This window comes from Brevundimonas sp. (assembly GCF_035998205.1).
Classification (GTDB): domain Bacteria; phylum Pseudomonadota; class Alphaproteobacteria; order Caulobacterales; family Caulobacteraceae; genus Brevundimonas.
This window is the reverse complement of the sequence record NZ_DASYHT010000003.1, coordinates 114484-138848: the sequence shown is the minus strand read 5'-3', so window position 1 is coordinate 138848 and position 24365 is coordinate 114484. Positions and strand designations below refer to the sequence as shown.

Genomic DNA, 24365 nt, shown 5'->3' with positions numbered 1-24365 from the left:
GCCGAAGAGGGGCCCATCTGCATTGCGTCGCGCCGTCACCATCAAGCATGTCGCCGCCGAGGCGGGCGTCTCGCTGCAGACCGTCTCCCGGGTCATCAACAACGGACCGAACGTCCGGCCGGCGGTCGCCGAGCGTGTGCGCGCCGCCGTGGCCAAGCTGGGCTATGTGCCCAGCGTGGCGGCGCGTGGCATGGGGGGCTCCCGGTCCTTCCTGCTGATGGCGCTGAACGATCGGGACCGGACGATCGAGGCCTGGACCTCGGGGCAGGGCAGCGACTGGGTCGATCAGATGCTGATGGGCGGCATGCTGCGGTGCGCCGAGTCCGGCTATCACATGATCTTCGAGCTGATCGACACCCACGCCGCCCAGGTCGAACGCGAGGTGCAGTCGGCCATTTCCGCCTTGCGTCCCGACGGCGTGATCCTGACGCCGCCCCACTCCGACAATCCGCAGATCACCGAGTTGCTGGTGCGGCTGGGCCTGCCGTTCGCCCGCATGTGTTCCGACGCGGTTGGCGACGGCTACGCTATCTCCATGGACGAGGCGCTGGCCGCGCAGGTGGCCACCGAACACCTGCTCGACCTCGGACACCGCCGGATCGGCTTCATCACAGGGAGTGACGAGTACGCCGTGTCCGCGAGCCGTCTGGAAGGCTGGCGCCGGGCGCATCGCGAGCGCGGTCTTCCTGTGGATCCGGCGCTTGAGGGGGACGGGGACTTCACCTTTGCGTCGGGCGAACGCGCCGTGACGCAGATGCTCGATCTGCCGGACCCGCCGACCGGCATCGTGGCCAGCAATGACCAGATGGCGCTGGCGGCGGTTGCGGTCGCAGCTCGCCGCGGCCTGCAGACGCCAAGGGACCTGTCGGTGGTCAGCTTTGACGACACACCGGTGGTGCGCTTCAGCCATCCCCCCCTGACCGCCGTGGTCCAGCCGATCGCGGACATGACCCGCGCCGCCGCCGATCTGCTGATCCGCGCCAAAAGCGGCGTCAAGGATCTGCCGACGTCGGTGGTCGTGCCGTTTGGACTGGCGGTGCGCGGGTCCTCGGCGCCGCCGCCCCGGTGAGCGCCGGAGGCGCGCAGACGGCGGGTCGTCGGTCAGGGCTATGGCTCGTCCTGTTCGCCCTCGCCTGGGGCGGCGGGGTGATCGCCTACACCCCTCTGCTGACCTTGCTCCTGCCCCTAAAACTGGGCCTGTCCCCGGGCGACAAGGTGGCCACACTCAGTCTCGTCACCATGGCGGGCGCGCTGACCGCCAGCATCGCCAATGTCGTCGCCGGCGATCTGAGCGACCGTTGGCGGTCGCGGCGATGGGGGCGGCGGCCGTGGATCGCCGCCGGTCTTGCCGCGACGGCCCTGGGCTATGCGGCGGTCGCGATGAGCGAGGGACTGGCCGGCGTGCTCATCGCCATCGTGGCTTTCCAGATCGGCCTGAACCTGTTGCTCGCTCCGCTCGCGGCCCTCGCCGCCGATGAGGTGCCCGACGCGCAGAAGGGTGCGCTCGGCGGGCTGATGGGCGCCGCCTATCCGCTCGGGGCCTTCTCCGGCGTGGCCGTCATGGCGGTTCCTGACAGTCTCGGCCGTCTCGCGGCGGCGTTCATTCTCGCCGCGGTCGCGATCCTGCCCTTTCTCGCCCTCCGGCCTGCCCCTCAGGGATCCGCCGCCACGGAGCCGGAGCCCCGGCCGCACGGGCGGCGCAATCTCGCCGCCGTCTGGTTCGCCCGACTGCTGGTCCAGCTGGCCGGCGGCGTGATGTTCGCCTTCGCCCTCTACTATTTCGAGACCGTCCGGGTGCAGGGGCAGGCGCTCACAGCGGATGGAGCGGCCGGTCGGCTGGCCCTTTTGATGGGCGTGGCGGCCCTGCTGACGGCGCCGGTCTCCATCCTCCTCGGGCAGCTGAGCGATCGACTCTCCGCCCGGCGCGCAATCCTGCAGGCGCTGACCCTCGCGGTGGCGACGGCCCTCGTGATGCTGGCCCTCTTGCCGGTCTGGCCGCTGGCGGCCGCGGCCTATGTGCTGTTCGCCATCGCCCAGGCCGTCTTCCTGGCGCTGCAGCAGACCTACGTGATGCAGCTTCTGCCGTCGCCGCAGCATCGCGGTCGGGACCTCGGCATCCTCAACCTGACCAACACCCTGCCGTCGATTGCGGGGCCGGCCCTCGCCTTCGTCCTGATTTCGGGCGGCGGCTACCGCGGGCTGATGCTGGTGCTGGCCGCCCTGGCGGTGGTCGCCGGCGTGCTGATGGGACGGGTGCGCGAGCCGGGGTAAACCCGCCTCAGGGGAGGGTGTCAGGCGCGGGCCGCGGCCGGCGCGCCGCCGGCAGAAGGCTGGCGGCCAGTCCCGCGAGGAAGGCAAAATAGACGACGTAGAGCGACCCTATGTAGCCGCGGGCGAACAGGGTCGGGTCCAGCGCCTTGGCGATGTGCAGCAACGTAGTCAGGGCCATGGCGCCCCAGGTTATCTGGAGCCATAGGTCGCGTTCTCGCATCAGGACCCAGGTGATGAAGGCGAGCAGGGTCACATCGACCGCCAGAATGGCCCACTGGGGGCTTTCGTAGTCGACCCTGTTCTGCACCAGCGGCGTCGCCAGATAGGCCACGATGTTGGCCACGGCGACCGCGCGGGCCCCCGGCGCCGGTCGCATGAAGATCAGGATCGTCACAATCACCGTCAGGATGTGCCCGACGTTCTGGATCAGCGAATTGAACATCCGGCCTCCACCTGCGGTTGCCGTAGGGTGATCGCTGTTCAGGCGACCAGCGTCAACAGATCCTGTCCGGTCGGCGCCGTCGGCCTCGTTTCCGGCGGCTTGTTCGTTCCGTTGCCCTGGAGGTGGGTTGGACTGACGCCGAGACTGGCGGCCTCCTGAGCCAGCGAGGCGTGCGCCGCCATGGCGTGACTGCGCGCCTGTCCGAGCGCCTCGACACTGCGGCTGATGGCGGCGACGGCGTCATGGCCCAGTACGGCCGAGTAGCCGTGCTCACGGCGCAGCTGGCTGATGCGGGCGATCATCAGGGCGGCTTCCTCAAGGGCCGCATCAAGCGCGGCCTCGGTGCGGAAGAGGTGAGAGGCGACGGTCTGGGCGATGTCCTTGCGGCGCATGGGGGCTCCTTTCCGCCCGCAGGCGGAGCTCTTGGGAACGCTACAGGTGAAGGGGTCAGCGGGCGCGCAGGCGCTCGTCGATCGTCTGCACGACCTGTCCGACCTGCAGCGCCGCGGCGAGGCCGCCGGCCAGCAGCAAGCCGATCAGACAGGCCAGCGCGAGTCCGCGGATCAGCTGATCAAGGCCGGAGCGCGGGGGCGTGTCCCCCGCAGCCAGGGCCAGTCGCTCGGCGGTCGATCGTTCTCGGGCAGCAGCACGAGCGCGATGCAGATGATTTCGCGCAGCAGATCGAGCCGCGAGAGATAGGGGCTCATCGCCCGGGTGACTTCCAGCAGATGGGCTACGGCCTGGCGCTGTTCGGACGTCTCCGCCAGGGCGTCGAAGATGGTCTCGAGGTCGTCCCAGGTCGCCGGGGGGAGGGGGTCGAAGGGGGTGGGCATGATCGTCTCCGTGTTGCGGGGACGATGACGCGGCGAGGACCGTCGCTGCGACGGGGAGCGGCTCCCCTTCGTAATCCCTACGAAGGTCTTCGCGGATCAGGCGCGCGGCCTCCAGCCGGGACGACAGGCCCAGCTTTCGCAGGGCGTTCTCGATATGCTTGTCGACCGCTCGCGGGCCGATGCCGAGGCGACGGGCGATCTCCTTGGACCGCTCGAGCCGGGCGACGGCGTCGAGGCACTCCCGCTCGCGCGGGGTCAGACGGGTGAGGTCAGGCCGGGTCGGCACGACGGCGCAGCGGCGCAGCGCCCAGGCCCTCGGCCACGTCGATCAGGGTCTGCCGGCGGCGGGGATCGGCGATCCGCCCGAAGGCGTTCAGGAGGCGAGCCTGTTCGTCATCCTCGCCTTCGGGGCCGTCGCTGACGCCATCACCGGACGGCGAGGGCAGGCCGGTCAGCAGGCTGGCAGGCGAAACGCCGAGCCTGTCAGCGATCAGCCAGAGCTTGGAGGCCGAAATCCGGTTCGAGCCGCGCTCGTACTTCTGCACCTGCTGGAAGGTGACGCCGATAGCGTCCGCGAGCTGGGTCTGGGTCAGGCCGAGTTGAAGCCTCAGCTCCCGCACCCGCCGGCCCACCAGCGCGTCGATGTCTTCTTCAGATGCCGCCATAAGTCCTCCGATCCCCGGCTTAAACCCGGGAACCATTGGAATGGCAAGGCGAAGTCGTCCTCCAACCGGAGCGCGAAATGCACGATAGCGGTCACATTACGGGCTCGTAACTTTTCCCGGGCGACGGGGCTCGCCAAGGTGCTCGCCTCAGTAATCCGGGGGAGTTCGGGATGGGACGCAAGGTTCTGGCGACGGCGGGTGTGGCGGCGCTGCTCTGGGCGGGGGGGCTGACTGCGCCTGCCGCCGGCCAGGAGATCACGCCGCCGCCGCTGCAGTTCAGCCACCGGGAGCTGGCCAATGGCCTGGACGTCTACGCCATGCCGGACCCGGCAGCGGGCACGGTGACGGTGCAGCTCTGGTACGACGTCGGCGGCAAGGATGACCCGGAGGGCCGTTCGGGCTTCGCCCACCTGTTCGAGCACATCCTCAGCCGCAAGACGGTCAACATCCCCTACGGCGGCATCTCGACCATGGTCGAGGACGCCGGCGGGACGCGCAACGCCTCCACAGGGCAGGACTTCACCAACTACTACGAGACGGTGCCGCCCCAGTACCTGGAGACGATGCTGTGGACCCACGCCGAGCGCATGGCCCGGCCGGTCGTCGACGAGGCGGTGTTCAACGCCGAGCGCGACATCGTCAAGGAAGAGCTGCGCCAGCGGGTCTATGCGCCGCCCTATGGTCGCCTGCAGCGCTTCGTCATCGGCGACAACGCCTTTGATGAGTCGGTCTACCGCCGCTCGGTGATCGGCTCGATCGAGGAGCTGGACTCGGCCCGGATTGAAGACGCCCGCGCGTTCCACGAGGCCTACTATCGGCCGGCCACCGCCACCCTGATCGTGTCGGGCGCCTTCGATCCGGCCCAGCTGGACCGCTGGGTCGACCACTACTTCGGCGATATCCGCAACCCGGGCCGGCCGGTGCCGCAGTTCGAACGGCCGGCGGCCACGCCGCGCACCGAGCCGCGCCGGGTCGTCGCCTATGCGCCGAACGTGCCGCTGCCGGCGGTGGCGGCGATCTGGCCAGGGGTAGCCGCCGGCCATCCTGACAACGCCGCGCTGGACGTCATGCAGGCGATCCTGTCGCGCGGCCAGAGCAGCCGGCTGTACCAGGCGCTGGTCTATGACCGGCAGCTCGCCGCCTCCGCCAGTCTTGGCGTCGGCTCCAACGAGGAAGCCGGGACCCTGACCGCCACGGTGATCGTGGCCCAGGGGCAGGATCCGGATGCGGCCGAGGCAGCCCTCGACGCGGAGCTGGCCCGGATTCGCGACACCCTCGTCACCGAGGCGGAGCTGGCCGAGGCGAAGATCGAGATCGTCTCCGCCAACCTGCGACAGCGGGAGACGGCGTCGGGACGCGCCTTCATGGTCGGGCAGGGGCTGGTATCCGAAGGCAACCCCCGGGCGGCTGATGACGCCCTGGCCGCGGTGCAGGCGGTCACGGCGGCCGACGTGCAGCGGGTGGCCCGCCAGTATCTCGACGATCGCGCGCGGGTGTCGATCCGCTATCTCGACGAGCGTCAGCGGCCGGAAGGCACGCCGGAGGACAGCTGGCGCAATCCGGCGCCGATGCCGACCTTCCTGACCCTGCCGGCCGCGATCCTTCAGCCCAACGACCTGCGTCCCGAGGGCGAGCGCGATCCGGCGCCTGCGCCCGGCGCGCCGCGGGTCATGGCGGCCCCGGCCATCGCCGAGCGCACCTTGCCGAACGGCCTGCGCGTCATCGCCGCCACCTCGACCGACCTGCCCATCGCCAGCGTCCAGCTGGTAATCGGCGGCGGCGCCTCGGCGGACCCGGCGGACCGCGCCGGTCTGGCCGAGTTCACCGCCAACCTCGCCACCCAGGGGGCCGGGGGCCGGAGCGCGCTCGATATCGCCCGCACCCTCGAAGCGGCCGGCGCCCAGATCGGCGGCGGCGCCGGGGCGGACGGGACCGTGCTGTCGGCGGCGATGCCGCTGGTCTCTGCGGATGTCGTCGCGGACGTGTTCGGCGACGTGGTCACGGCTCCCGCCTTCGCCGAGGCCGAACTGGCCCGCAGCCGCACCCGGACGGTCAACGCCCTGCGCGTCGATTACCGCCAGCCGGGGCCGGTGGCCTCGGCCGTCCTGAACCGCATCGCCTATGGCGACGCGCCCTACGGGCGTCCGGGCGGCGGCACGCCGGAGAGTGTGTCGGCCATCACTGCTGACGACGTGGTCGCGTATCACGCCCGCTGGTGGCGGCCGGACAACGCCACCCTGGTGGTCACCGGCGGCATGACGCCGGACCAGGCCTTCGCCTTCGCCGAACAGGCGCTGGGCGACTGGCGGACGCCGGCGGCCGCGCGCCCGGAGGTGACCGGCCGCGCCGGCGCGCCCCTGCCGCCCCGCATCCTCGTCGTCGACATGCCCGGGGCCGGCCAGTCGGCGGTGACGGCCGCCGTCGCCGCGCCGGCCCGGTCTGACCCGAGCTGGTATCCGCTGTCGGTGGCGACGGCCGTGCTGGGCGCGGGGCAGAACGGCTATCTGTTCCAGGAGGTGCGGGCCAAGCGCGGCCTCAGCTACGGCGCCTCCGCCAGCCTCGCCCAGCGGCGCGAGCGGGCCCTGCTGACCGCCAGCACCCAGACCAAGCACGAGAGCGCCGCCGAGGTGGTCGACATCGTGCTGGCCCAGTTCCGCCGGGTGATCGACGAGCCCGTCACCGAGGCGGCCGTCGAGGCGCGCGAGACCTTCCTGACCGGCGGCTTCTCGCGCAACCTGGAGACCACCGCCGGCCTCGGGGGCTTCCTCGCCAACACCGTCCAGCTGGGCCTGCCGCTGTCGGAGGTGGAAGCCTATCCGCAGCGCATCCGCGCCACGACGGCGGACGGTCTGCAGGGGGCGGCGGCGTCTGTCCTGCCGCCGGAACAGGCCTGGGTGGTGGTGGTCGGCGACGCGTCGCAGTTCATCGACGCCCTGCGCGCCGCCCACCCGCAGGTGGAGGTGATCCCCGCCGACCGGCTGGACCTGAACAGCCCGACGCTCGGGCTCTGACAAGAAGGGCCCGGCCGCGCGAGCGACCGGGCCTTTCCAATGTCAGGCGGGCGTCAGAACGGACGCGGGGGTTCAACCGCCCTCCGCCTCGCCTTCGGCCTCGCCGGCTTCACCGGCCTCACCGCCGGCGATGGCGGCGATCTGGCTTTCCAGCGCCGCGCGCGCCTCGGGCGAGCAGTCGCTGGCGGCGGCCGCGGCAGGGGCTGCCCCGGTGGCGGGCGCATTGGCCACCAGCAGGTCCTCGACGAGGCTGGAGGCGGCGGCGCGGACCGGCGCCTCCTCGATGCCGCTGACCGCGGCCTGGGCCAGGCGGGTGGCGTCCACGTCCTGCCAGCCGCAGGTCAGGGCCGCCTGCTTGAGGGTCTGGGCCGCGCGGATGCCCTGGACGATCTCGGGATTGCTCGCTTCGAGGGCGGCGAGGGCGGCGTTCTGGCCGGCCTTGGCCAGGTCGACCTCGCCGCAGGCGGCCAGGGTCGTCGCGGCGAGGGCGCAGGCGGCGAACAGGGGCAGGCGTCGCATCGGGGTCGCTCCTTGATCAGATTTCGCCCGAGCTTGGCCATTCAGGGCGGCGAAAGCACGGCGGACCGTCGCGCCTGTCCTGCGCCGTTTGTCGCAGGTCAGCGCCGCTTGCCCTTGCGAACGCCTTTCAGCCCGCCCAGCGGCTTGCCGCCCTTGCGCGAGGACGGCTTGGGGCCGCCGGGACGGCCGGCGCCGCGGCCGCGCATGCCGAGGCGCGGGCCCGGGGCGTTGGGGTCGCGCGGATCCGGCTCGGACAGCATCTCGAACAGCAGGCCGCCGGTGACCGGAGTGGCCTCCCGCAGCCGCACCTCCACCGCCTTGCCCAGCGGCCAGCGGCGACCGGTGCGCTCGCCGACCAGGGCGTGGGCGCGGTCGTCGTGGGTGAAGTACTCGTCGCCGAGACTCGACACAGGCACGAGGCCGTCGGCGCCGGTCTCGGTCAGGCGGATGAACAGGCCGAAGCGGGTCACGCCGGTGATCCGTCCCGGGAAGACCCCGCCGACGCGGTCGGACAGGAAGGCGGCCATGTAGCGGTCCATGGCGTCGCGCTCGGCGGCCATGGAGCGGCGCTCGGTCTCGGTCACCTTCTCGGCGATGGCCGGCAACTCGGCGATCTCGCGGTCGGTCAGGCCGTCCGAGCCGAGCTTCAGCGCCCGTATCAGGCCGCGGTGCACGATCAGGTCGGAGTAGCGCCGGATCGGCGAGGTGAAGTGGGCGTAGCGGTCGAGGTTCAGGCCGAAGTGGCCGACGTTCTCGGGGCTGTAGATGGCCTGCATCTGGCTGCGCAGCACCACCTCGTTGACCACCTCGGCGTGGGGCGTTTCGCGCATCTCCTCGAGCAGCCGGTTGAAGCGCTTCGTCGTCGCCGGCTCGCCCTTGGTCCAAGGCTTGCCAAGGGTCTGCAGGAAGTCCGCGAGGTTGAAGATCTTCTCCTGGCTGGGCGCCTCGTGGACCCGGTAGATCAGCGGCGTGCGCGTCTGCTCCAGCGTCTCGGCGGCGGCCACATTGGCCTGGATCATCATCTCCTCGATCAGCCGGTGGGCCTCGAGGCTGACGCGCGGCTCGATGGAGGCGATGCCGCCTTCCGGGTCCATGCGCACCCGCCGCTCCATGCTCTCGATGGCCAGAGGGGCGCGGCGCTCGCGGCCCTTGAGCATGGCGGCGTAGGCGTTCCACAGCGGGTACAGGATGCGGTCCATGATCGGACCGGTGACGTCGTCCGGCTGGCCGTCGATGGCGGCCTGGGCCTGCTCGTAGGCCAGCTTGGCGTGGCTGCGCATGAGGCCGCGCACGAAGCGGTGCGACAGCTTGCGGCCGTCCTTGCTGAACACCATCCGCACCGCCAGACAGGCGCGGCTCTCGCCAGCCTTGAGGCTGCACAGGCCGTTGGACAGCACCTCGGGCAGCATCGGCTCGACCCGGTCGGGGAAGTAGGTCGAGTTGCCCTTGGCCCGCGCCTCGCGGTCCAGCGCCGTGCCGGGGCGGACGTAGGCGGCGACGTCGGCGATGGCGACCCAGACGATCCAGCCCCCCGCGTTGTCGGCGCTCTCGTCGCGCTCGGCGTAGACCGCGTCGTCGTGGTCGCGCGCGTCGGCCGGGTCGATGGTGATGAAGGGCACCTGCCGCAGGTCCTCGCGTCCCTTCAGGGTCGGCAGGGCCTGGTCCTCGGCCTCCCGCTCGACGGTCTCCGAGAAGCCGGTCGGCACGCCGTGGGTGTGGATGGCGATGAGGGAGGCGGCGCGGGGGTCGTCCTCGCGCCCGATGGTCTCCAGCACCTTGCCGCGCTGCGGGCCATAGCGGTGCTCGCCCCGCTCCGGGGTCGCCAGCACCAGATCGCCGTCGCGCAAGGTCTCGGCGAAGGCCTGCGGAATGATCAGGACGTCCTTTGACCGGCGATCGACCGGTTCGATGCGGGTTTCGCGGGCGGCCTTACGCACCACGCCCAGCACGCGGCCGGGGCCGCCGCTGTCCAGACGCTTGATCAGCCGCGCCTCCCAGTCCTCGCCCGCCCGGGTGAACTTGACCAGCAGCCGGTCGCCGATGCCGGGAGCGGGGCCGCGGTCGGCCTTGCGGTCGGGCACGAGCACCGCCTTCGGCGCATCCTCGCCGCCCTTCGCCAGCTGGACGTAGAGCTCGCCGTCGGCGTCGCGATCGACCACGTCGGCCACGCCCACCGGCGGCAGGTCGCCGGCCTTGACGAAGCCGCGGCGGCCGCGCCGGCCCAGCTGGCCCTCGCTCTCGAGCTCGGCGAGCATCTCGCGCAGCATGCGGCGCTCGACGCCCTTCAGGCCGAAGGCGCGGGCGATGTCCGCCTTGCCCTGTTCCCCCGCCTCCGCGAGGTAGCGGATCAGGGTCTCCCGGTCGGGCAGACCGGCGGCGGGACGGCGGGGCGGGCGGGACATGCCCCCTGATACCGCGAGAATCGGGCGACGGGTTGAACTTTGCGTCCCGGCCGGATTGCGGGTCCCGTCGACGCCCGGCCCTCCGCCGATCCTCACGGCAGGCCGTCCCGACGGGGTCGAATGTTGCGTCGCTTGACCTGACGCAGGCGCACGGCGAGCTTGCCGCCCGAACCAGACCTCCGGAGTGCGTCATGTCGCTGGCCCCATCGCCCGTTCTCACCGGCCCCAGCGGCTCGCTGCTGGACCTGATCGGCAAGACGCCGATGGTGGAGGTGACGCGTATCGACACCGGTCCCTGCCGACTGTTCCTGAAGCTGGAAGCGCAGAACCCGGGCGGCTCCATCAAGGATCGCATCGCCCTGTCGATGATCGACGCGGCCGAGCGCGAGGGCTGGCTCAAGCCCGGCGGCACCATCGTCGAGGCCACGGCGGGCAACACCGGGCTGGCGCTGACGCTTGTGGGGCAGGCCAAGGGCTACAAGGTGCTGCTGGTCATCCCCGACAAGATGTCCCGCGAGAAGATCCAGCACCTGCGGGCCATGGGCGCCGATGTGCGCCTGACCCGCTCGGACGTGCCGCACGGGCACCCCGAGTATTACACCGACATGGCCGAACGTCTGGCGCAGCAGATTCCGGGGGGCTTCTACGTCAACCAGTTCGCCAACGCCGCCAACTCCGAGGCGCATGTGCGCACCACCGGCCCGGAGATCTGGGAGCAGATGGACGGACAGGTCGACGCCTTCGTCGCGGGCATCGGGTCAGGCGGGACCATCACCGGCGTGGGCCGGTTCCTGAAGGACAAGGGCTCGACCGCCGAGATCATCCTCGCCGACCCGGTCGGCTCGACCCTGGCCGGCATCGTCAACGACGGCGTACCGGGCCCCGAGGGCAGCTACACGGTCGAGGGCATCGGCCAGAACTTCGTGCCGGACACCGCCGACATGAGCCTGATCGAGAAGGCCTATTCGATCCCCGACGCCGAGGCGGTGGCGACCGTGCGCGAACTGCTGCTGAAGGAGGGCATCCTCGCCGGCTCCTCGTCGGGCACGCTGATCGCGGCCGCCCTGCGCTGGTGCCGCGAGCAGACCGAGCCGAAGCGCTGCGTCACCTTCGTCTGCGATACCGGGGCCAAGTACCTGTCCAAGGTGTACAATGACGCCTGGCTGGCGGATCAGGGCCTCGCCGAGCGCGAGCTGCACGGCGACCTGTCGGACCTCATCACCCGCCGGCCGGACCGGGGCGAGGTGGTCTCGGTGGGGCCCGGCGACACCCTCGATACCGCCTTCAAGCGGATGCGCGGCGCCGACGTCAGCCAGTTGCCGGTGCTGCAGGACGGCCGACTGGTCGGCATCCTCGACGAGAGCGACATCGTGCATGTCATGAACACCGACGAGATCACCCGGGAGGCGCGCTTCAGGAAGGCCGTCGGCGAGGTCATGACCCGTGATCTCGACACGGTGCAGGTCAGCGAACCGCTCGACGCCCTGATCCCCCTGTTCGACCGCGACCGGGTGGCGATTGTGCTGGACGGGGAGCGCTTCGTCGGCCTGATCACCCGCACCGACCTGATCAACCACCTGAGCCTGAACCGGTGAGCCGGGCGGGGCTGGCGATCGCGGCGACCCTGGCGGTGGCGGGCGGCGTCGCGGCCCCGGCCGTCGCCCAGACGCCTGACGCCCCCCGCTTCGTGGTCGGCATGCCCGGCTGCGCCGACGATGTGCCGCTGCGGGCGACGCGCGAGACCGTGACGTTTGACAGCGCCGGACGCGCGATCCGCGCCCACCTGTACAGTCCCCGCGGGGCATCCAACGGTCGGGCCATCGTGCTGCTCCATGGCGGTACGGGCTGGGAGATGAACGCCATCCTGTTCGACGCCCATGCCCTGCAGCTGGCCTCGCGCGGCTACCGGGTGATCCTGCCGGCCTATTTCGACGCCGCGCGGCCCGACTCGCGTCGTCGGGCGGTGGCGGCACGGGCCTGGAGCCGCGCAGCGCTGGATGCGGCGGCTGCGGTGGCTTCGGAGCCCGGCGTCGACCCCGATCGCGTGGCCCTTTGGGGCTACTCCCGGGGCGGCGGGGTCGCCGTGCGGGCCGGCTTCGGCGAGGGGTCCCGGATCTCGGCCGTGATCGGTGTCGCCACGGGCGGCGAGGTCGAGCACGTTGGCCGGCGCGATGTGCCGGTGCTGCTGCTGCATGCCCGGCGCGACGAGGCCGTGCCGGTCGCACGGACCCGCGACCTGGCCCGGTCCCTGACCGAGGCCGGCCAGCAGGTCGAGATCGCCATGCTCGAATTCGACGGGCACCGCTTCGATCTGCCGACCTGGTGCGACGCCTTCGCCCGCACGCGAACCTTTCTCGAGGCCGGGTCTGGCCCGGCCGCTCCCTGATCCCTCACTTCTGACCCCAGACCACGGCGACCCTCATGACCGTCCGCAAGAACCGCCCGGGCTTCTCCACCCGCGCCATCCACGCCGGCCAGCGACCGGACCCGACGACGGGGGCGGTGATGACGCCGATCTACGCCACCTCGACCTACGCCCAGGAGAGCCCGGGCGTGAACAAGGGCTATGAGTACGCCCGCGGCAAGAACCCGACCCGGGAGGCGTTCGAGGCCTGCCTCGCGGACCTCGAGGGCGGGGTGCAGGGCTTCGGCTTCGCCTCCGGCATGGCAGCGACCTCGACGGCGCTGGAGCTGCTGGACGCCGGCGATCACGTGGTCACGGGCGACGACCTGTACGGCGGCTCGTGGCGGCTGTTCGAGCGGGTGCGGCGACGCTCGATGGGGCTGGACTTCGCCTATGTGGACCTCAGCAACCTCGCGGCGGTCGAGGCGGCGATCACGCCGAAGACCCGGATGCTGTGGGTGGAGACCCCGACCAATCCGCTGATGAAGCTGGCCGACATCGCCGCCCTGTCGGGGCTGGCGAAGGCGCGCGGGCTGCTGCTGGTGGTCGACAACACCTTCGCCACGCCCTTCTGCCAGCAGCCGCTGGCGCTGGGCGCGGACATCGTCATGCACTCGGCCACCAAGTATCTGAACGGCCACTCGGACATCATCGGCGGGGCGCTGGTGACCGGTGACGCGGAGCTCGCGACCCGCATCAAGTTCCTGCAGAACTCGGTCGGCGGGGTGATGGGGCCGTTCGACGCCTTCCTCGCCAACCGTGGGCTGAAGACGCTGGGCCTGCGCATGAAGGCGCACTGCGAGAACGCCCTGGCGGTGGCGCGCTGGCTGGAGGACCGGGCGGGCGTGGCCGAGGTCATCTACCCGGGCCTGATCTCCCACCCGCAGCACGACCTGGCCGCGCGCCAGATGGCGGGCGGCTTCGGCGGCATGGTCAGCCTGCGGCTTGAAGGCGATCTGGAGCGCACCAAGCGCGTGCTGGAGCGGGTCGAGGTCTTCACCCTGGCGGAGTCGCTGGGCGGCGTGGAGAGCCTGGTCAATCACCCGGCCATCATGACCCACGCCTCGGTGCCGAAAGAGGTGCGCGAGGCCGGCGGGGTCACCGATACCCTGATCCGGCTGTCGGTCGGGGTCGAGGAGGTCGACGACCTGATCGCCGATCTGGATCAGGCGCTGGGCTGACCGAAGTCGGGGAGGGGGCGTTTGTCGCCCCCTCGGGCCCGCTGCGTCAGGCGCGCGCGGGCAGGGCGGTCTGGTGGCCGGTGACCGGCGGCAGCTTCTTCTTCGCCGGGGCGCGCTTGGGCGGGGCCTTGTCAGGCTTGGGCAGGGCGGCGCGGCGCGCCAGTTCCGTATCGATCACCGGCAGGATGTCGCTGGCGGCCATGACCTGGCTGGAGGCGCCGTGTTCGACGAGGCGACGCGCATTGACGCGCAGCGAGGCCAGGTCGGCGTCGGACATGGCGGGGATCATCTCGGCGAGCGGCGTCATGGCGTATCCTTCGGTCGGGGGAGGGCGTCAGGGCCGGCGCGCGAGGCGCCAGCCCTTCAGCTGGTTCAGGGCGATCTCGACCACCACCCGGTCGCCGATCAGCGGTGCGCCCGTGGGCGGCCCCGACATCGGCAGGGAGGTGACGAGATGGCCGTTGCCAAGGCGGATCTTGCGATTGCCGCCCGGCAGCAGTTCGACGACTTCGCCGTCAAAGGCGATGTCGCTGCAGGTCGCGAAAGCGTCCTACTCCGCCGCCTGGAGGCGGCCGGCGGATTCCTTGCCCGAGCGGGCGTCGCGTTCGACCTCGTAGGAGATCTTCTGGCCTTCGTTCAGCGAGCCGAGGCTCGAGACCTCGACGGCCGAGGCATGGACGAACACGTCCTTGCCCCCGTTAGCGGGCTCGATGAAGCCGTAGCCCTTGGTCGGATTGTACCATTTCACAGTGCCGGTAGCCATTTTCAGGACCTCCGTCTGGCGTTGACCGCAGGGAGGAATCCCTGGTCGGCCTGTCGGGTCTGAACGGATCGGCTGTTGGACCTCGGTGCGTGATGCAAAGGGAGCAGCGGCGTGACGCAAAGAGATCGACAGAGGGGCAAATGGGGGGAGCACCCCTCCGGCGCAAGGTGCGGCCGTGGCGAAAGGTCGCGAGGGGGCCGCGGACGACCCCCTCGCGGACCGCCTTACTGCGGGATGGAGACGGCGTTGGTGACGTGGATCACGCCGTTCGACATGAACAGGTCGGCCTGGACCACGGTGGCCTTGCCGCCGTTCTCGTCGGTGAGGATGACGTTGCCGCCCTCCAGCGAGGCCACCAGGGTGTCGCCCGAGACGGTGGTCACCTCGGCGCGCCCGTTGCCGGCCTGGATGGCGGCCAGCACGTCCGCGGCGGCCAGACGGCCCGGCACCACGTGATAGGTCAGCACCTTGGTCAGGGTGGCGCGGTTGGCCGGCTGCAGCAGGGTCTCGACCGTGCCGGCCGGCAGGGCGGCGAAGGCGTCGTTAGTCGGGGCGAAGACCGTGAACGGGCCGGGGCTGGCCAGGGTGTCGACCAGACCGGCGGCCTGGACGGCGGCGACCAGGGTGGTGTGGGCCGGCGAGGCCACGGCGCCCTCGACGATATTGGTGCGCGGGGCGCCATAGCTCTGGGCGGACGCGGCGCCCGCGGCGGCGAGGCCGGCGGCGAGGGCGAGGGCGGCGAGGCGGCGTTGCATCGGGAAGTCTCCTTCGACGACCGTCGGATCGCGGTCGGCGTAAGGACGCACAGACAGGCCGGCCGGATGCGCCGCGCGGCGAGCCGCCGCAGCCTCAGAAGCCGGCGATCAGCGACACCACCAGCGCCGGCTCGTCATCCTCGCCCGCCCGGTCGGTGTCGATCAGGCGCAGGTCGAATTCGAGGTTGTCCGTGACCGCATAGACCGCGCCGAGGCTGGCCCCGCTGTAGTCGTCGGCGTCGTCCTCGTAGTCCCGGGTCCCCACCTGGGCGTCCAGCGTCCAGCGCGGCGCGACATCCCAGCGCAGGCGCGCCTCGTAATAGACCCAGGCCCCGGTCGAGCCGGCGCCGTCCGGGGACTGCTGCAGGCGCAGGCGGCCCTCGAACGGGCCGATGGCGCGCTCGGCGTCGGCGGTGAACTCCCAGGCCTCGGTGTCGGCGCCCGGGCGCGCGCCCAGCCGCACCTTGCGGGCGGCGGCGAGATCCAGGTCGAACCCGATCACCTGCGGCCGCCAGCCGGCGGCGAAGGTGAGCTCTGCGTCCGACCCGCTGGAGTCGCGGATCGTCTCGGCCTCGCCCTCCACGTACCAGGCGCCGTCGGGCGTCAGGGCGTAGACGCCCGCGAAGGCCGCGGGGTCGCCCCCGCTCTTGCTGGCGAACTTGGAGCGGTTGTCGGTGGTGACCCCGACCTCGCCTCCGGTGTCGCCGATCCACGACTGGGCGACGGCGGGCGCGCCGGCGACGAGCAGCGACAGGGCGGCGAGCGCCGGAATCAGGACACGCATGACAACCTCGGGGCCGGGAAGGCCGCGAGGTTTAGGCGACCAGCGAGATCTTCGCAAATCTGTCCGTCGCCTGACGGTATTCAGAGACCAGGCGGCCGACCAGCTCGCCCGCCGGCACGACGTCATGGATGGCTCCCGCGCCCTGGCCGGCGGACCAGACGGTCTTCCACGCCTTGGCCTCGTCGCCCATGTCCAGCTTGTGCTCGGGCAGGTGCTTCGGATCGATGCCGTTGGCCTCCAGCGACTTGATCATGAAGTTGGCCGGAATGCCCGACACCGCCGGGGTGTGGACGATGTCGGTGGCGCCGGAGTCGATGATCATGGCCTTGTAGGCCTCCGGGGCCATGGCCTCGGTGGTGTTGATGAAGCGGGTGCCCATGTAGGCGAAGTCCGCGCCCATCATCAGGGCCGCGGCCACGTCCTGGCCGGTCGACAGGCAGCCCGACAGGATGATGGTGCCGCTGAAGAACTGGCGCACCTCGTTGATCAGGGCGAAGGGGTTGATGATGCCGGCGTGGCCGCCGGCGCCGTTGGCCACCAGGATCAGGCCGTCGACGCCGCTCTCGGCCGCCTTGCGGGCGTGGCGGACGTTGGCGATATCGTGGAACACCACCCCGCCATAGCCGTGCACCGCATCGACCACGTCGCGCACCGCCCCCAGAGAGGTGATGATCAGCGGCACCTTCTCCTCGACCGAGACCATCATGTCGGCCATCAGCCGCGGATTGGTCGGGTGGACGATGTGGTTGACGCCGAAGGCCGCCGCGTCCGGGTTCAGCCGGCCCTTGATCTCCTGCAGCCAGTCCCGATAGCCCTCGGTGGTGCGCTGGTTCAGCGACGGGAAGGTGCCGATGACCCCGGCGTTGCAGGTCTCGACCACCAGGTCAGGGCCCGACACCAGGAACATGGGGGCGGCGATCACGGGCAGCTTCAGGCCCTTTTGCAGCGAGGCGGGAATGGCCACGGGCGTCTCCTCCGTTGTCTTTGGCTACGCTTAGCGGGCTGACGGCGCGGAAGGCAACGGGGTCTCCAGTCCTCCCCCGAAGGGAAGGGGGACCGCGAAGCGGTGGAGGGCGGCTGTCCCCGACAGTCGTGTTTCGCCCCCCTCCGTCACGGCGCTCCGCGCCGCGCCACCTCCCCCTGTGGGGGAGGACCCGTGTCACTCCGGTGCGCGGGCGGCTGCGGCATGGCGGATGCGGTCCAGCGCCGCAGGCAGGTCGTCGAGCACGTCGCGGGCCGACAGGCGCAGCACGGCGATCCGCTGCTCTTCTAGCCAAGCGGTGCGACGTGCATCGTAACGCAGTGCGTCGGGATGATCGTGCCCCTGACCGTCGATCTCCACCGCCAGCCGGCGTGCGTCACAGTAGAAGTCGAGGATCCATGGGCAGACGGGATGGTGCCGCCGGAACCGCAACCCGCCCAGCCGCCGTCCGCGAAGGCTGGTCCAGACCAGCACTTCGGGCAGGGTCAGGCGGCGGCGCAGGGCGCGGGCCCGGCTTGTGGTGATGTCGGGCGTCTCGTCCATCTCCGCCCCCGCACATCCGGGAATATACGCCTTCCTCCCCCGCAGGGGGAGGGGGACCGCGGAGCGGTGGAGGGGGGCTGTCCCCGACGGTCGTGTTTCGACCCCCTCCGTCACGGCGCTCCGCGCCGCGCCACCTCCCCCTGCGGGGAGGACCTTTCGTCGGGTTCCCCCCCGCCGCCGAAGCGACTACATCGCCGCCATGACCCACTATACCGACGGCCTGTCCCAGCTGGGGACCCAGACGGCCCAGCCGGCCGATCCCGCCAGCGCCGTGCTGGAGCGCGTGCCCAATCCGCACCCGGACACCCTCTATCTGGCCCGCTTCACCGCGCCGGAGTTCACCAGCCTGTGCCCGGTCACCGGCCAGCCGGACTTCGCCCATCTGGTCATCGACTACGCCCCCGGCGAGTGGCTGGTGGAGTCCAAGAGCCTCAAGCTCTACCTGACCAGCTTCCGCAACCACGGCGCCTTCCACGAGGACTGCACCGTGGCCATCGGCAAGCGGCTGGCCGAGCTGCTGGACCCGAGGTGGCTGCGCATCGGCGGTTACTGGTACCCGCGTGGCGGTATCCCCATCGACGTGTTCTGGCAGACCGGCCCGGCCCCCGAAGGCCTCTGGCTCCCCGACCAGGGCGTGCCGACCTACCGCGGGCGGGGGTAGACTCCCTCCGAAGCTGCGGCGTCCGGACCCGCCCGGCCGGCTGGACAACAGCGGCCCCGGCGGGTCATGACGCGCCCGCAGTCGGGCCTGTGTCCGACCGGGGGCGTGAGGACCAATCCGTGTTTTTCGCGAGTCGCATCTTCCGCGTCTGGTACGTCGGCATGATGGCTCTCTGGGTCGTGCTGTTCAGCACCCTGGCCAGCGTGCCGTTCCTGCTGGAGCACTGGTACTACCCGGCGATCATGGTGGTCGGGGCCTTCGTCGCCGGTCTGACCCCCGAGGGCGGGGGGGCCGTCGCCTTTCCGGTTCTCAGCGTCTTCTTCGAGATCGATCGCGCCGCGGCACGCGATTTCAGCCTGATGATCCAGAGCGTCGGCATGACCAGCGCCAGTCTCTGGCTGCTGACGCGCCCCGGGGCGGACCTCGCCGCCTATCGTGCGGTGCTCTGGTACATTCCGGTGGCCTTCGCCGGCTTCGTGTTCGGCATGAACCTGCTGCAGGACATCCCGGTCTTCATCATCCAGGCCCTGTTCCTCAGCCTGATCATGACCTTCGCCGTCGCCTATGTGTTCAGCAAGCACCGCGGCAACCGGTTCCGCCTGCCGGCCCTGAACCTGCGCGACCGGGGCGCCCTCGCCGTCATCCTGTTCACCGGCGGGATGTGCGGCAGCCTGTTCGGCACCGGGGCCGACATCGTGCTCTACACGCTGCTGGTGACGCGCTTCCGCATGGACGAGAAGATCGCCACCCACCAGAGCATCATGCTGATGGCCTCGATCAGCGTGCTCGGCTACGCCTACCGCCTGTTCTGGGACCAGGGTCTGACGGAGGACCAGATCGGCACGTGGCTCTGCGCCTATCCGGTGGTTTTGCTGATGGCTCCCTTCGGGGCCTATGTGCTGGGCAAGCTGCGCGTCGACTGGATGTTGCGCGGGATCGTCGCCCTCAACATCTTCCAGCTGGCCTATTTCAACATCAAGTCGCCGAGCCTCGAGAAGCTGGCCTGGTCGGCCGGATTTTCGGTCATCCTGTTCGCCATCTTCTGGCTGACCCTGGCCCACCTGTCGCGCCAGGCCCTTTCAGCCCAGGCTGACGCCGGAAGGGCGCCGGGCTAGGCGCGCGGCCGGGCAGGGGGTCACTCCGGCGGGGCTGCGGTCGCCTCGGCCTCGGCCAGGTCGCGGGCGACGACGCGGCCGATCGTGGAGAGGTTGGTGGCCGGGTTCGCGGCGCTCTGATCGGTGCGGTAAAGGGCCGAGAGGTAGGCGCGGTCCCAGGCGCTCAGGCCCGGCTCGGCGGCCGGGGCGTCGCGGAACAGGTTGAGGATCGAGGGCACCTCGGGTGCCGCCTCGGGATCGATCTGGGCCAGGGCCACCATGGCGATGTAGTCGCTGATCTGGCCGAAGCTGGCCCGGTCCAGCGCCGAGCTCTCCAGCACGATGACGACCCGGCCCAGAATGTCGCGGCTTTCGTCGCGGATCAGCGACGGGCTCACGATGTTGCCATAGGGGCCGAAATCTGAAGGGCTTTCCATCCGCCGTGGGGGCACGAACGGCGGCTGTCCGGGCAGGCGCTGGAGCGGGCGGCCTGTGCCGGCGTTCACGGCGACGCTCACATGCCACCAGCGGATGGGGCGACCGGAGCTCTGAAAGACTTCAAGGGCCGCTGCGCCGAGATCAGTCCCCGACATCCCGAGGCGGAAGTCGTCCGGCCGGCTTTGAACAAGGTCCCGCGCCATGGCGTCGCCGTCGGCGGCCGCGACGATGAAGATGTCGGGGCGGCAGCCCGGGCGACTGGCCGGAAGGCCAAGGTCCAGCGCCACAGCCGTGATGCGGTCGACCATGAGTTGCGCCAGATCGGGCCGCATGCCGATGACCCCGACGCAAAGCGGCTCGTCCCAGACGGCCGCCTTGCGGCCCGGCGGCGGGGCGGCGAGGGCGCGTACAAAGGTCTGGGCGGTGGCCTGCAGGCGCTCCCCGACGACCACCACCTCCTCGACCTGCGTGGCGGGGGGCGGCGGGTCCTGCGGCGTGGCGAGGGCGCCGAGGAGACGAAGCGCGGTCATCCCCAATGTCGGCAGGACAGACATGATCGGGACCCGTGCTAAGTGGAACTGCAGCCTCAGCATCCATCCGACCGCTGATACGCGTGGAAGTCAATCAGGGATTGTGAGGGCGCTGTGAGCGCGGTGGGGGATGGCCGGCGGCTATCGGGGAGCCGCCGCCAAGGCCGTGCAGTCAGATCGAGCTCCCGACCAGCATGACCTGCACGCCGCGCTCGTCGAGGGCGGCGGCGTCAAGGCTACGGCTGATGCATGCAAACGCCGCGCCGTCGAGGGGGCGAGAGTCCGGTGGCCACGGCTGCGCGGGCCAGATCATCAGATACCTGTTGCTCTGCACGCGAAGCAGGGAGCGCGGCTGAAGCCCGCAGTCGGTCTCAATCCCGGCCGCCAACGCCGCGAGCTGCGCCTCGTCAAGGCCGGGCCGGGGGCCGGTCGCGCAGGCAGACAGCAGCAACAGGGCGGCGACGAGGATGCGCATCGGCGCACGTTGCGCTGCGGATGGCCGGGCGGCAACCATTCCCCTTTCCCCCGCGCCGCCCGCCGCCTACTGCCTCGCGGCATGTGTCTTCGTTCGATTCTGACCGGCGCCGCGGCGCTGGCCCTGCTCGCCGCTGCGGGCCCTGCCGTCGCCCAGAGCGGCCCCCGGTCTCCCGCCCAAGGCCCTGACGCCGACCCCGTCACCGTCGACGTCCTTGTTGTCACCGGCTCGCGGCTCGCCGGGGCGGGGCGGCTGACGCCGGTGGAGGTGATCGGGCGCGAGGCGCTCGGGACGCTGGGCGGCGACGCCTCCGTGCTGCTGACGCGGCTGACCGCCAACTCGGGGTCCGAGGCGCGGGTCGACCAGCTGAATGCGCCGCAGAGCTCGGGCGTGGCGCAGGTCAATCTCAGGAACCTCGGGCTGGGGGCGACCCTGGTGCTGGTCGACGGCCAGCGCTGGACGACCAGCGCCGCCATCGCCCCGGACGGCTCGGCCTTCGTCGACCTCAATTCGCTCGTCCCGACGATCGCGCTGGAACGGGTCGAGGTGCTGAAGGACGGGGCCTCGGCGGTCTATGGCTCGGATGCGGTGGCCGGGGTGATGAACCTGATCACCCGCCGCGAGGTGACGCGGCCGGAGCTGCAGGTCGGCCATGCCGCCGGGCGCGGCTTCGGCGAGACGACGGTGCAGGGCCTGGCCGGGCTGCGCTGGCGCGACGTCACGGCGACCGTGGCGGCGGCGCACTTCCACCGCTCGGCCCTGTCCACCGACGAGCGCGACTTCCCCCAGGCGGAACGCTACGGCCGCGCCGGCTGGACCGCGGTGACCAGCTATGGCCAGCCGGGCTCATACTTCCGGCCCTCGACCGGCGGCTTCGCCCCGGACCCGGCGTGCGGCGACCCGACGTTCACCAAGGCCTTCCGCAACAGCGCGACCGACGTCTTCTGCCGGCTCGACTATTCGGACTTCTTCGATCTGGCGCCCGAGGAGACCCGGACCCAGGTCTTCGCCGAGGTGCGCGCGCCGCTGGGCGGCCTGGAGGTCTGGGGCCAGGTCGCCGCGTCCGACACCTTCACCCGCATCCGCCAGTCGCCGTCGCTGCCGATCCTCGCCCGGGCCCTGACCGTGCCGGCGACGCATCCGGACAATCCCTTCGGCGAGACCGTGACCTTCCGCGGGCGGCTGCTGGGGGCCGAGGCGGGGGCCTCGACCGCCGACTTCGCCTATGAGACCTGGCGGCTGGCCGGGGGCGTCTCGGGCGAGGCGGCCGGCTGGCGCTGGTCGGCGGCGGCGACGGTCAGCCGTCAGCATGTCGCCTATGACAAGCCCGATGTGATCGGCTCGGCGGTGCAGGCGGCGCTGAACGGCCTCGGCGGGGCCGGTTGCGATCCCGCCGCCGGCACGCCCGGCGTCGGCCCGTGCCGCTGGTTCAACCCGTTCGGCAGCGCCACGCTGGGGACGGGCACGGCCAATGCGCCGGAGCTGATCGACAGCCTGATCGGCTCCACCGGCCTGCGCGGCGCGGCGGGATTGAGCACGATCGAGATCGAGGCCGACCGACGACTGGCCGAGGGGAACCGGGGGACGCTGGATCTGGCGCTGGGCGTCGAGGCGCGCGAGAGCCGCTTCCGTCACGACTGGAGTGATCTGGTCAACGCCGGGGAACTGCTGACCGCCGGCCAGTCGCCGGACTTCGAGGGGCGGCTGCGCGCCGCGGCGGTGTTCGCCGAAGCGCGGGCGCGGTTGGGCGACGCCTGGGAGCTGCAGCTGGCGGCGCGGCACGAGCGGCAGGGGGATCAGGACGCGCTCAGCCCCAAGGTCGCGGCGCGCTGGGATCTGGCGCCCGGGCTGGCCCTGCGCGGGGCCTGGGGCCGCGCCTTCCGCGCCCCCTCGGTGTTCGTCACCGACGGGGCCCAGGCGGCCCAGCCCTCGGTGTTCGACCGGGGCGCCTTCGTCTTCGTCAATACATTGACGACCGGCAATCCCGACCTGAAGCCTGAGCGGTCAGAGCACCTCAGCCTCGGCGCGGTCTGGGCCCCCGGCGGCGGGCTGACGGTGACCCTGGACGGCTGGCGCTTCGAGACCACCGATCTGGTGGTCAAGGAGTCGGCGCAGGCCGTGATCGACCAGGCGGCGCGCGATACGGCCGCGGGCCTGACCGGCACGGCGGCGCAGGGGCAGGTCAGCCGGGGACCCGGCGGGACCCTGACCGGGGTGCGCCTGGGCTTCCTCAACGCCTCGGCGGTGACGGCGCAGGGCTGGGACCTGGCCGCCGGCTGGGGGCGCGCGGCGTGGGGCGGGACGGTCTCGGCCGACCTGCGCTGGACCTACATCGACCGCCACGACATCCGCCTGAGCCCCGGGGCGCCGGCGGTGTCGGCGGTCGGCTCGACCAATCTCAACACCCTCGCCCGGTCGATGCCGCGCAACCAGGGGCGGCTGGCGCTGGGCTGGCGCGGGGCAGGGCAGACGGTCAGCCTGACCGCCCGCTACACCCACGGCTATCGCAACGACCGGGCCGGCATCACGCGCACGGACATCGCCAGCCAGACGACGTTCGACTTCGCTTACGGGGCGGCGCTGGGCGAGGGGCTGGACCTTAGGCTGGAGGCGATCAACCTGACCGACCGCGATCCGCCGCTCGTGCAGTTCGCTTTCGCCTATGATCCGGTCGTCGCCGACCCGCGCGGCCGGCTGGTCAGCCTGACCGTGACGCAACGCTTCTGAACAAGGGAGCCCGCCGTGACCTCCAACCGTCTGCCGCTGGAGGCCCTCGGGCGGGCGTCGCTGGCCCGGGTGCAGGTCTGGGCCGACCGACGGGCATGGACCCGCTACGGGTTCGAACTGCTGATGTTCGGCCTGAAGCAGGGCTGGGCGTGCCTGTTCGGCGCTCTGCTGCTGGCGCTGATCCTCGCCACCTTCCTGTGGTGGCCGGAGAACGCGCCGCTGGCCCGCTACGACTTTCTCGCGCTCGGTGCGCTGGCCATCCAGGTCGCCATGCTCGCCTTCCGGCTGGAGAGCTGGGAGGAGGCGCGGGTGATCTTCCTGTTCCACCTCGCCGGGACGGTGATGGAGCTGTTCAAGACCCACCACGGCTCGTGGATCTATCCCGAGGCCAGCGTGCTGCGGATCGGCGATGTGCCGCTGTTTTCCGGCTTCATGTATGCGGCGGTCGGCAGCTACATCGCGCGGGTGCAGCGCATCTTCGACATCCGCGTGCGCCACTATCCGCCGCTGTGGACGACCTGGCTACTGGCGTCGGCGATCTATGTGAACTTCTTCGCCCATCACTGGCTGCCGGACGTGCGGCTGGCGCTGTTCGCGGCGACGGCGCTGCTGTTCGGGCGGGGCTGGTTCTACTTCACGCCGGACCGGCGCCGGCGGTCGATGCCGCTGCTGCTCGGCTACGGCCTGGTCGCCCTGTTCATCTGGTTCGCCGAGAACATTGGCACCTTCGCCCGGGCCTGGACCTACCCGGACCAGGCCGATGGCTGGAGCCCGGTGTCGCTGGGCAAGCTCGGGGCCTGGTTCCTGCTGATGATCATCTCGATCGTGCTGGTGTCGCTGGTCCGCAAGCCGGAGCCGGAGCCGGCGGCCGGTTGAGGGTTGTCA

The 24365-nt window shown here is 71.2% G+C and carries 24 protein-coding genes and 1 pseudogene; 10 read left to right on the top strand and 15 right to left on the bottom strand.

Annotated features, from left to right (window positions below):
• The first annotated feature begins 22 nt into the window (after nucleotides 1-22).
• On the top strand, nucleotides 23-1069 hold the full coding sequence (locus tag VGN74_RS02500) for a LacI family DNA-binding transcriptional regulator (RefSeq protein ID WP_327445777.1): 1047 nt from the start codon (nucleotides 23-25) through the stop codon (nucleotides 1067-1069).
• The gene (locus tag VGN74_RS02495; RefSeq protein WP_327445776.1) at nucleotides 1066-2271 is read left to right on the top strand and encodes an MFS transporter; all 1206 of its coding nucleotides are present in this window, start codon (nucleotides 1066-1068) and stop codon (nucleotides 2269-2271) included. Before VGN74_RS02500 ends, VGN74_RS02495 begins: the two co-directional genes overlap by 4 nt.
• Before the next feature lie 7 nt (nucleotides 2272-2278).
• On the opposite strand, the gene VGN74_RS02490 is transcribed toward VGN74_RS02495, so the two are convergent.
• From VGN74_RS02490 to VGN74_RS02475, 5 genes and pseudogenes are all read right to left on the bottom strand, one after another.
• Complete coding sequence (locus VGN74_RS02490; protein ID WP_327445775.1) at nucleotides 2279-2713, bottom strand: hypothetical protein; 435 nt, start codon at nucleotides 2711-2713, stop codon at nucleotides 2279-2281.
• Between the two features lie 38 nt (nucleotides 2714-2751).
• A complete protein-coding gene (locus VGN74_RS02485) occupies nucleotides 2752-3105 on the bottom strand; it encodes a hypothetical protein (RefSeq protein ID WP_327445774.1) in 354 nt (117 codons plus the stop codon).
• Nucleotides 3106-3276: 171 nt separating this feature from the next.
• Entirely contained in the window at nucleotides 3277-3546 is a 270-nt protein-coding gene (locus VGN74_RS02480; RefSeq protein ID WP_327445773.1) for a hypothetical protein, read from the bottom strand.
• Nucleotides 3547-3655: 109 nt separating this feature from the next.
• A pseudogene (locus VGN74_RS14585) lies at nucleotides 3656-3832 on the bottom strand (response regulator transcription factor); the annotation flags it as partial.
• Complete coding sequence (locus VGN74_RS02475; RefSeq protein ID WP_327445772.1) at nucleotides 3816-4211, bottom strand: helix-turn-helix transcriptional regulator; 396 nt, start codon at nucleotides 4209-4211, stop codon at nucleotides 3816-3818. The pseudogene VGN74_RS14585 and the gene VGN74_RS02475, both read right to left, overlap by 17 nt.
• A gap of 170 nt (nucleotides 4212-4381) precedes the next feature.
• Between VGN74_RS02475 and VGN74_RS02470 the strand changes: the two genes are divergently transcribed.
• Nucleotides 4382-7222, top strand: a complete 2841-nt coding sequence (locus VGN74_RS02470) for a pitrilysin family protein (protein ID WP_327445771.1) — start codon at nucleotides 4382-4384, stop codon at nucleotides 7220-7222.
• A 72-nt stretch (nucleotides 7223-7294) separates the two neighbouring features.
• Here VGN74_RS02470 and VGN74_RS02465 read toward each other — a convergent pair whose 3' ends face one another.
• Both VGN74_RS02465 and rnr read right to left on the bottom strand, forming a co-directional pair.
• Nucleotides 7295-7741 carry a hypothetical protein gene (locus tag VGN74_RS02465; protein ID WP_327445770.1) on the bottom strand — a complete coding sequence of 149 codons (447 nt, stop codon included), beginning with the start codon at nucleotides 7739-7741 and terminating at the stop codon, nucleotides 7295-7297.
• A 98-nt stretch (nucleotides 7742-7839) separates the two neighbouring features.
• Complete coding sequence (rnr, locus tag VGN74_RS02460; protein ID WP_327445769.1) at nucleotides 7840-10143, bottom strand: ribonuclease R; 2304 nt, start codon at nucleotides 10141-10143, stop codon at nucleotides 7840-7842.
• A gap of 191 nt (nucleotides 10144-10334) precedes the next feature.
• Between rnr and VGN74_RS02455 the strand changes: the two genes are divergently transcribed.
• The 3 genes from VGN74_RS02455 to VGN74_RS02445 are packed head-to-tail and all read left to right on the top strand — an operon-like array spanning nucleotide 10335 to nucleotide 13728.
• Nucleotides 10335-11738, top strand: a complete 1404-nt coding sequence (locus VGN74_RS02455) for a cystathionine beta-synthase (RefSeq protein ID WP_327445768.1) — start codon at nucleotides 10335-10337, stop codon at nucleotides 11736-11738.
• Complete coding sequence (locus tag VGN74_RS02450; protein ID WP_327445767.1) at nucleotides 11735-12529, top strand: alpha/beta hydrolase family protein; 795 nt, start codon at nucleotides 11735-11737, stop codon at nucleotides 12527-12529. Before VGN74_RS02455 ends, VGN74_RS02450 begins: the two co-directional genes overlap by 4 nt.
• Nucleotides 12530-12564: 35 nt before the next feature.
• Complete coding sequence (locus tag VGN74_RS02445) at nucleotides 12565-13728, top strand: cystathionine gamma-synthase (RefSeq protein WP_327445766.1); 1164 nt, start codon at nucleotides 12565-12567, stop codon at nucleotides 13726-13728.
• 46 nt (nucleotides 13729-13774) lie between these two features.
• Here the strand turns inward: VGN74_RS02445 and VGN74_RS02440 are convergent, their stop codons facing one another.
• From VGN74_RS02440 to VGN74_RS02415, 6 genes are all read right to left on the bottom strand, one after another.
• On the bottom strand, nucleotides 13775-14035 hold the full coding sequence (locus VGN74_RS02440) for a hypothetical protein (RefSeq protein ID WP_327445765.1): 261 nt from the start codon (nucleotides 14033-14035) through the stop codon (nucleotides 13775-13777).
• 243 nt (nucleotides 14036-14278) lie between these two features.
• Complete coding sequence (locus tag VGN74_RS02435; protein WP_327445764.1) at nucleotides 14279-14491, bottom strand: cold-shock protein; 213 nt, start codon at nucleotides 14489-14491, stop codon at nucleotides 14279-14281.
• A gap of 224 nt (nucleotides 14492-14715) precedes the next feature.
• Nucleotides 14716-15246: a fasciclin domain-containing protein gene (locus tag VGN74_RS02430; RefSeq protein WP_327445763.1), complete on the bottom strand. Its 531-nt coding sequence runs from the start codon at nucleotides 15244-15246 to the stop codon at nucleotides 14716-14718.
• 94 nt (nucleotides 15247-15340) lie between these two features.
• Nucleotides 15341-16030, bottom strand: a complete 690-nt coding sequence (locus VGN74_RS02425) for a hypothetical protein (protein WP_327445762.1) — start codon at nucleotides 16028-16030, stop codon at nucleotides 15341-15343.
• 31 nt (nucleotides 16031-16061) lie between these two features.
• Nucleotides 16062-16994 (bottom strand): nitronate monooxygenase, encoded by a 933-nt coding sequence (locus tag VGN74_RS02420; RefSeq protein WP_327445761.1) that lies wholly within the window; start codon nucleotides 16992-16994, stop codon nucleotides 16062-16064.
• A gap of 195 nt (nucleotides 16995-17189) precedes the next feature.
• Nucleotides 17190-17555, bottom strand: a complete 366-nt coding sequence (locus VGN74_RS02415; protein WP_327445760.1) for an endonuclease domain-containing protein — start codon at nucleotides 17553-17555, stop codon at nucleotides 17190-17192.
• 199 nt (nucleotides 17556-17754) lie between these two features.
• On the opposite strand from VGN74_RS02415, the gene queF reads away from it, so the two are divergent.
• Together queF and VGN74_RS02405 are read left to right on the top strand one after the other, a co-directional pair.
• On the top strand, nucleotides 17755-18216 hold the full coding sequence (gene queF, locus VGN74_RS02410; RefSeq protein ID WP_327445759.1) for a preQ(1) synthase: 462 nt from the start codon (nucleotides 17755-17757) through the stop codon (nucleotides 18214-18216).
• A gap of 119 nt (nucleotides 18217-18335) precedes the next feature.
• Entirely contained in the window at nucleotides 18336-19331 is a 996-nt protein-coding gene (locus VGN74_RS02405) for a sulfite exporter TauE/SafE family protein (RefSeq protein WP_327445758.1), read from the top strand.
• Between the two features lie 20 nt (nucleotides 19332-19351).
• Here VGN74_RS02405 and VGN74_RS02400 read toward each other — a convergent pair whose 3' ends face one another.
• Together VGN74_RS02400 and VGN74_RS02395 are read right to left on the bottom strand one after the other, a co-directional pair.
• A complete protein-coding gene (locus tag VGN74_RS02400) occupies nucleotides 19352-20278 on the bottom strand; it encodes a hypothetical protein (RefSeq protein WP_327445757.1) in 927 nt (308 codons plus the stop codon).
• Nucleotides 20279-20450: 172 nt separating this feature from the next.
• On the bottom strand, nucleotides 20451-20753 hold the full coding sequence (locus VGN74_RS02395) for a hypothetical protein (RefSeq protein WP_327445756.1): 303 nt from the start codon (nucleotides 20751-20753) through the stop codon (nucleotides 20451-20453).
• An 81-nt stretch (nucleotides 20754-20834) separates the two neighbouring features.
• On the opposite strand from VGN74_RS02395, the gene VGN74_RS02390 reads away from it, so the two are divergent.
• Complete coding sequence (locus tag VGN74_RS02390) at nucleotides 20835-23480, top strand: TonB-dependent receptor domain-containing protein (protein ID WP_327445755.1); 2646 nt, start codon at nucleotides 20835-20837, stop codon at nucleotides 23478-23480.
• A gap of 15 nt (nucleotides 23481-23495) precedes the next feature.
• Nucleotides 23496-24356, top strand: a complete 861-nt coding sequence (locus VGN74_RS02385) for a DUF817 domain-containing protein (protein ID WP_414643516.1) — start codon at nucleotides 23496-23498, stop codon at nucleotides 24354-24356.
• The last annotated feature ends 9 nt before the right edge of the window (nucleotides 24357-24365 follow it).

What these genes read in the sequence shown, in the direction of transcription:
- VGN74_RS02490 (WP_327445775.1), bottom strand. Translation starts at nt 2,713, where the DNA reads ATGTTCAATTCGCTGATCCAGAACGTCGGGCACATCCTGACGGTGATT.
- VGN74_RS02485 (WP_327445774.1), bottom strand. Translation starts at nt 3,105, where the DNA reads ATGCGCCGCAAGGACATCGCCCAGACCGTCGCCTCTCACCTCTTCCGC.
- VGN74_RS02480 (WP_327445773.1), bottom strand. Translation starts at nt 3,546, where the DNA reads ATGCCCACCCCCTTCGACCCCCTCCCCCCGGCGACCTGGGACGACCTC.
- VGN74_RS02475 (WP_327445772.1), bottom strand. Translation starts at nt 4,211, where the DNA reads ATGGCGGCATCTGAAGAAGACATCGACGCGCTGGTGGGCCGGCGGGTG.
- VGN74_RS02470 (WP_327445771.1), top strand. Translation starts at nt 4,382, where the DNA reads ATGGGACGCAAGGTTCTGGCGACGGCGGGTGTGGCGGCGCTGCTCTGG.
- VGN74_RS02465 (WP_327445770.1), bottom strand. Translation starts at nt 7,741, where the DNA reads ATGCGACGCCTGCCCCTGTTCGCCGCCTGCGCCCTCGCCGCGACGACC.
- rnr (WP_327445769.1), bottom strand. Translation starts at nt 10,143, where the DNA reads ATGTCCCGCCCGCCCCGCCGTCCCGCCGCCGGTCTGCCCGACCGGGAG.
- VGN74_RS02455 (WP_327445768.1), top strand. Translation starts at nt 10,335, where the DNA reads ATGTCGCTGGCCCCATCGCCCGTTCTCACCGGCCCCAGCGGCTCGCTG.
- VGN74_RS02445 (WP_327445766.1), top strand. Translation starts at nt 12,565, where the DNA reads ATGACCGTCCGCAAGAACCGCCCGGGCTTCTCCACCCGCGCCATCCAC.
- VGN74_RS02440 (WP_327445765.1), bottom strand. Translation starts at nt 14,035, where the DNA reads ATGACGCCGCTCGCCGAGATGATCCCCGCCATGTCCGACGCCGACCTG.
- VGN74_RS02435 (WP_327445764.1), bottom strand. Translation starts at nt 14,491, where the DNA reads ATGGCTACCGGCACTGTGAAATGGTACAATCCGACCAAGGGCTACGGC.
- VGN74_RS02430 (WP_327445763.1), bottom strand. Translation starts at nt 15,246, where the DNA reads ATGCAACGCCGCCTCGCCGCCCTCGCCCTCGCCGCCGGCCTCGCCGCC.
- VGN74_RS02425 (WP_327445762.1), bottom strand. Translation starts at nt 16,030, where the DNA reads ATGCGTGTCCTGATTCCGGCGCTCGCCGCCCTGTCGCTGCTCGTCGCC.
- VGN74_RS02415 (WP_327445760.1), bottom strand. Translation starts at nt 17,555, where the DNA reads ATGGACGAGACGCCCGACATCACCACAAGCCGGGCCCGCGCCCTGCGC.
- queF (WP_327445759.1), top strand. Translation starts at nt 17,755, where the DNA reads ATGACCCACTATACCGACGGCCTGTCCCAGCTGGGGACCCAGACGGCC.
- VGN74_RS02400 (WP_327445757.1), bottom strand. Translation starts at nt 20,278, where the DNA reads ATGACCGCGCTTCGTCTCCTCGGCGCCCTCGCCACGCCGCAGGACCCG.
- VGN74_RS02395 (WP_327445756.1), bottom strand. Translation starts at nt 20,753, where the DNA reads ATGCGCATCCTCGTCGCCGCCCTGTTGCTGCTGTCTGCCTGCGCGACC.
- VGN74_RS02390 (WP_327445755.1), top strand. Translation starts at nt 20,835, where the DNA reads ATGTGTCTTCGTTCGATTCTGACCGGCGCCGCGGCGCTGGCCCTGCTC.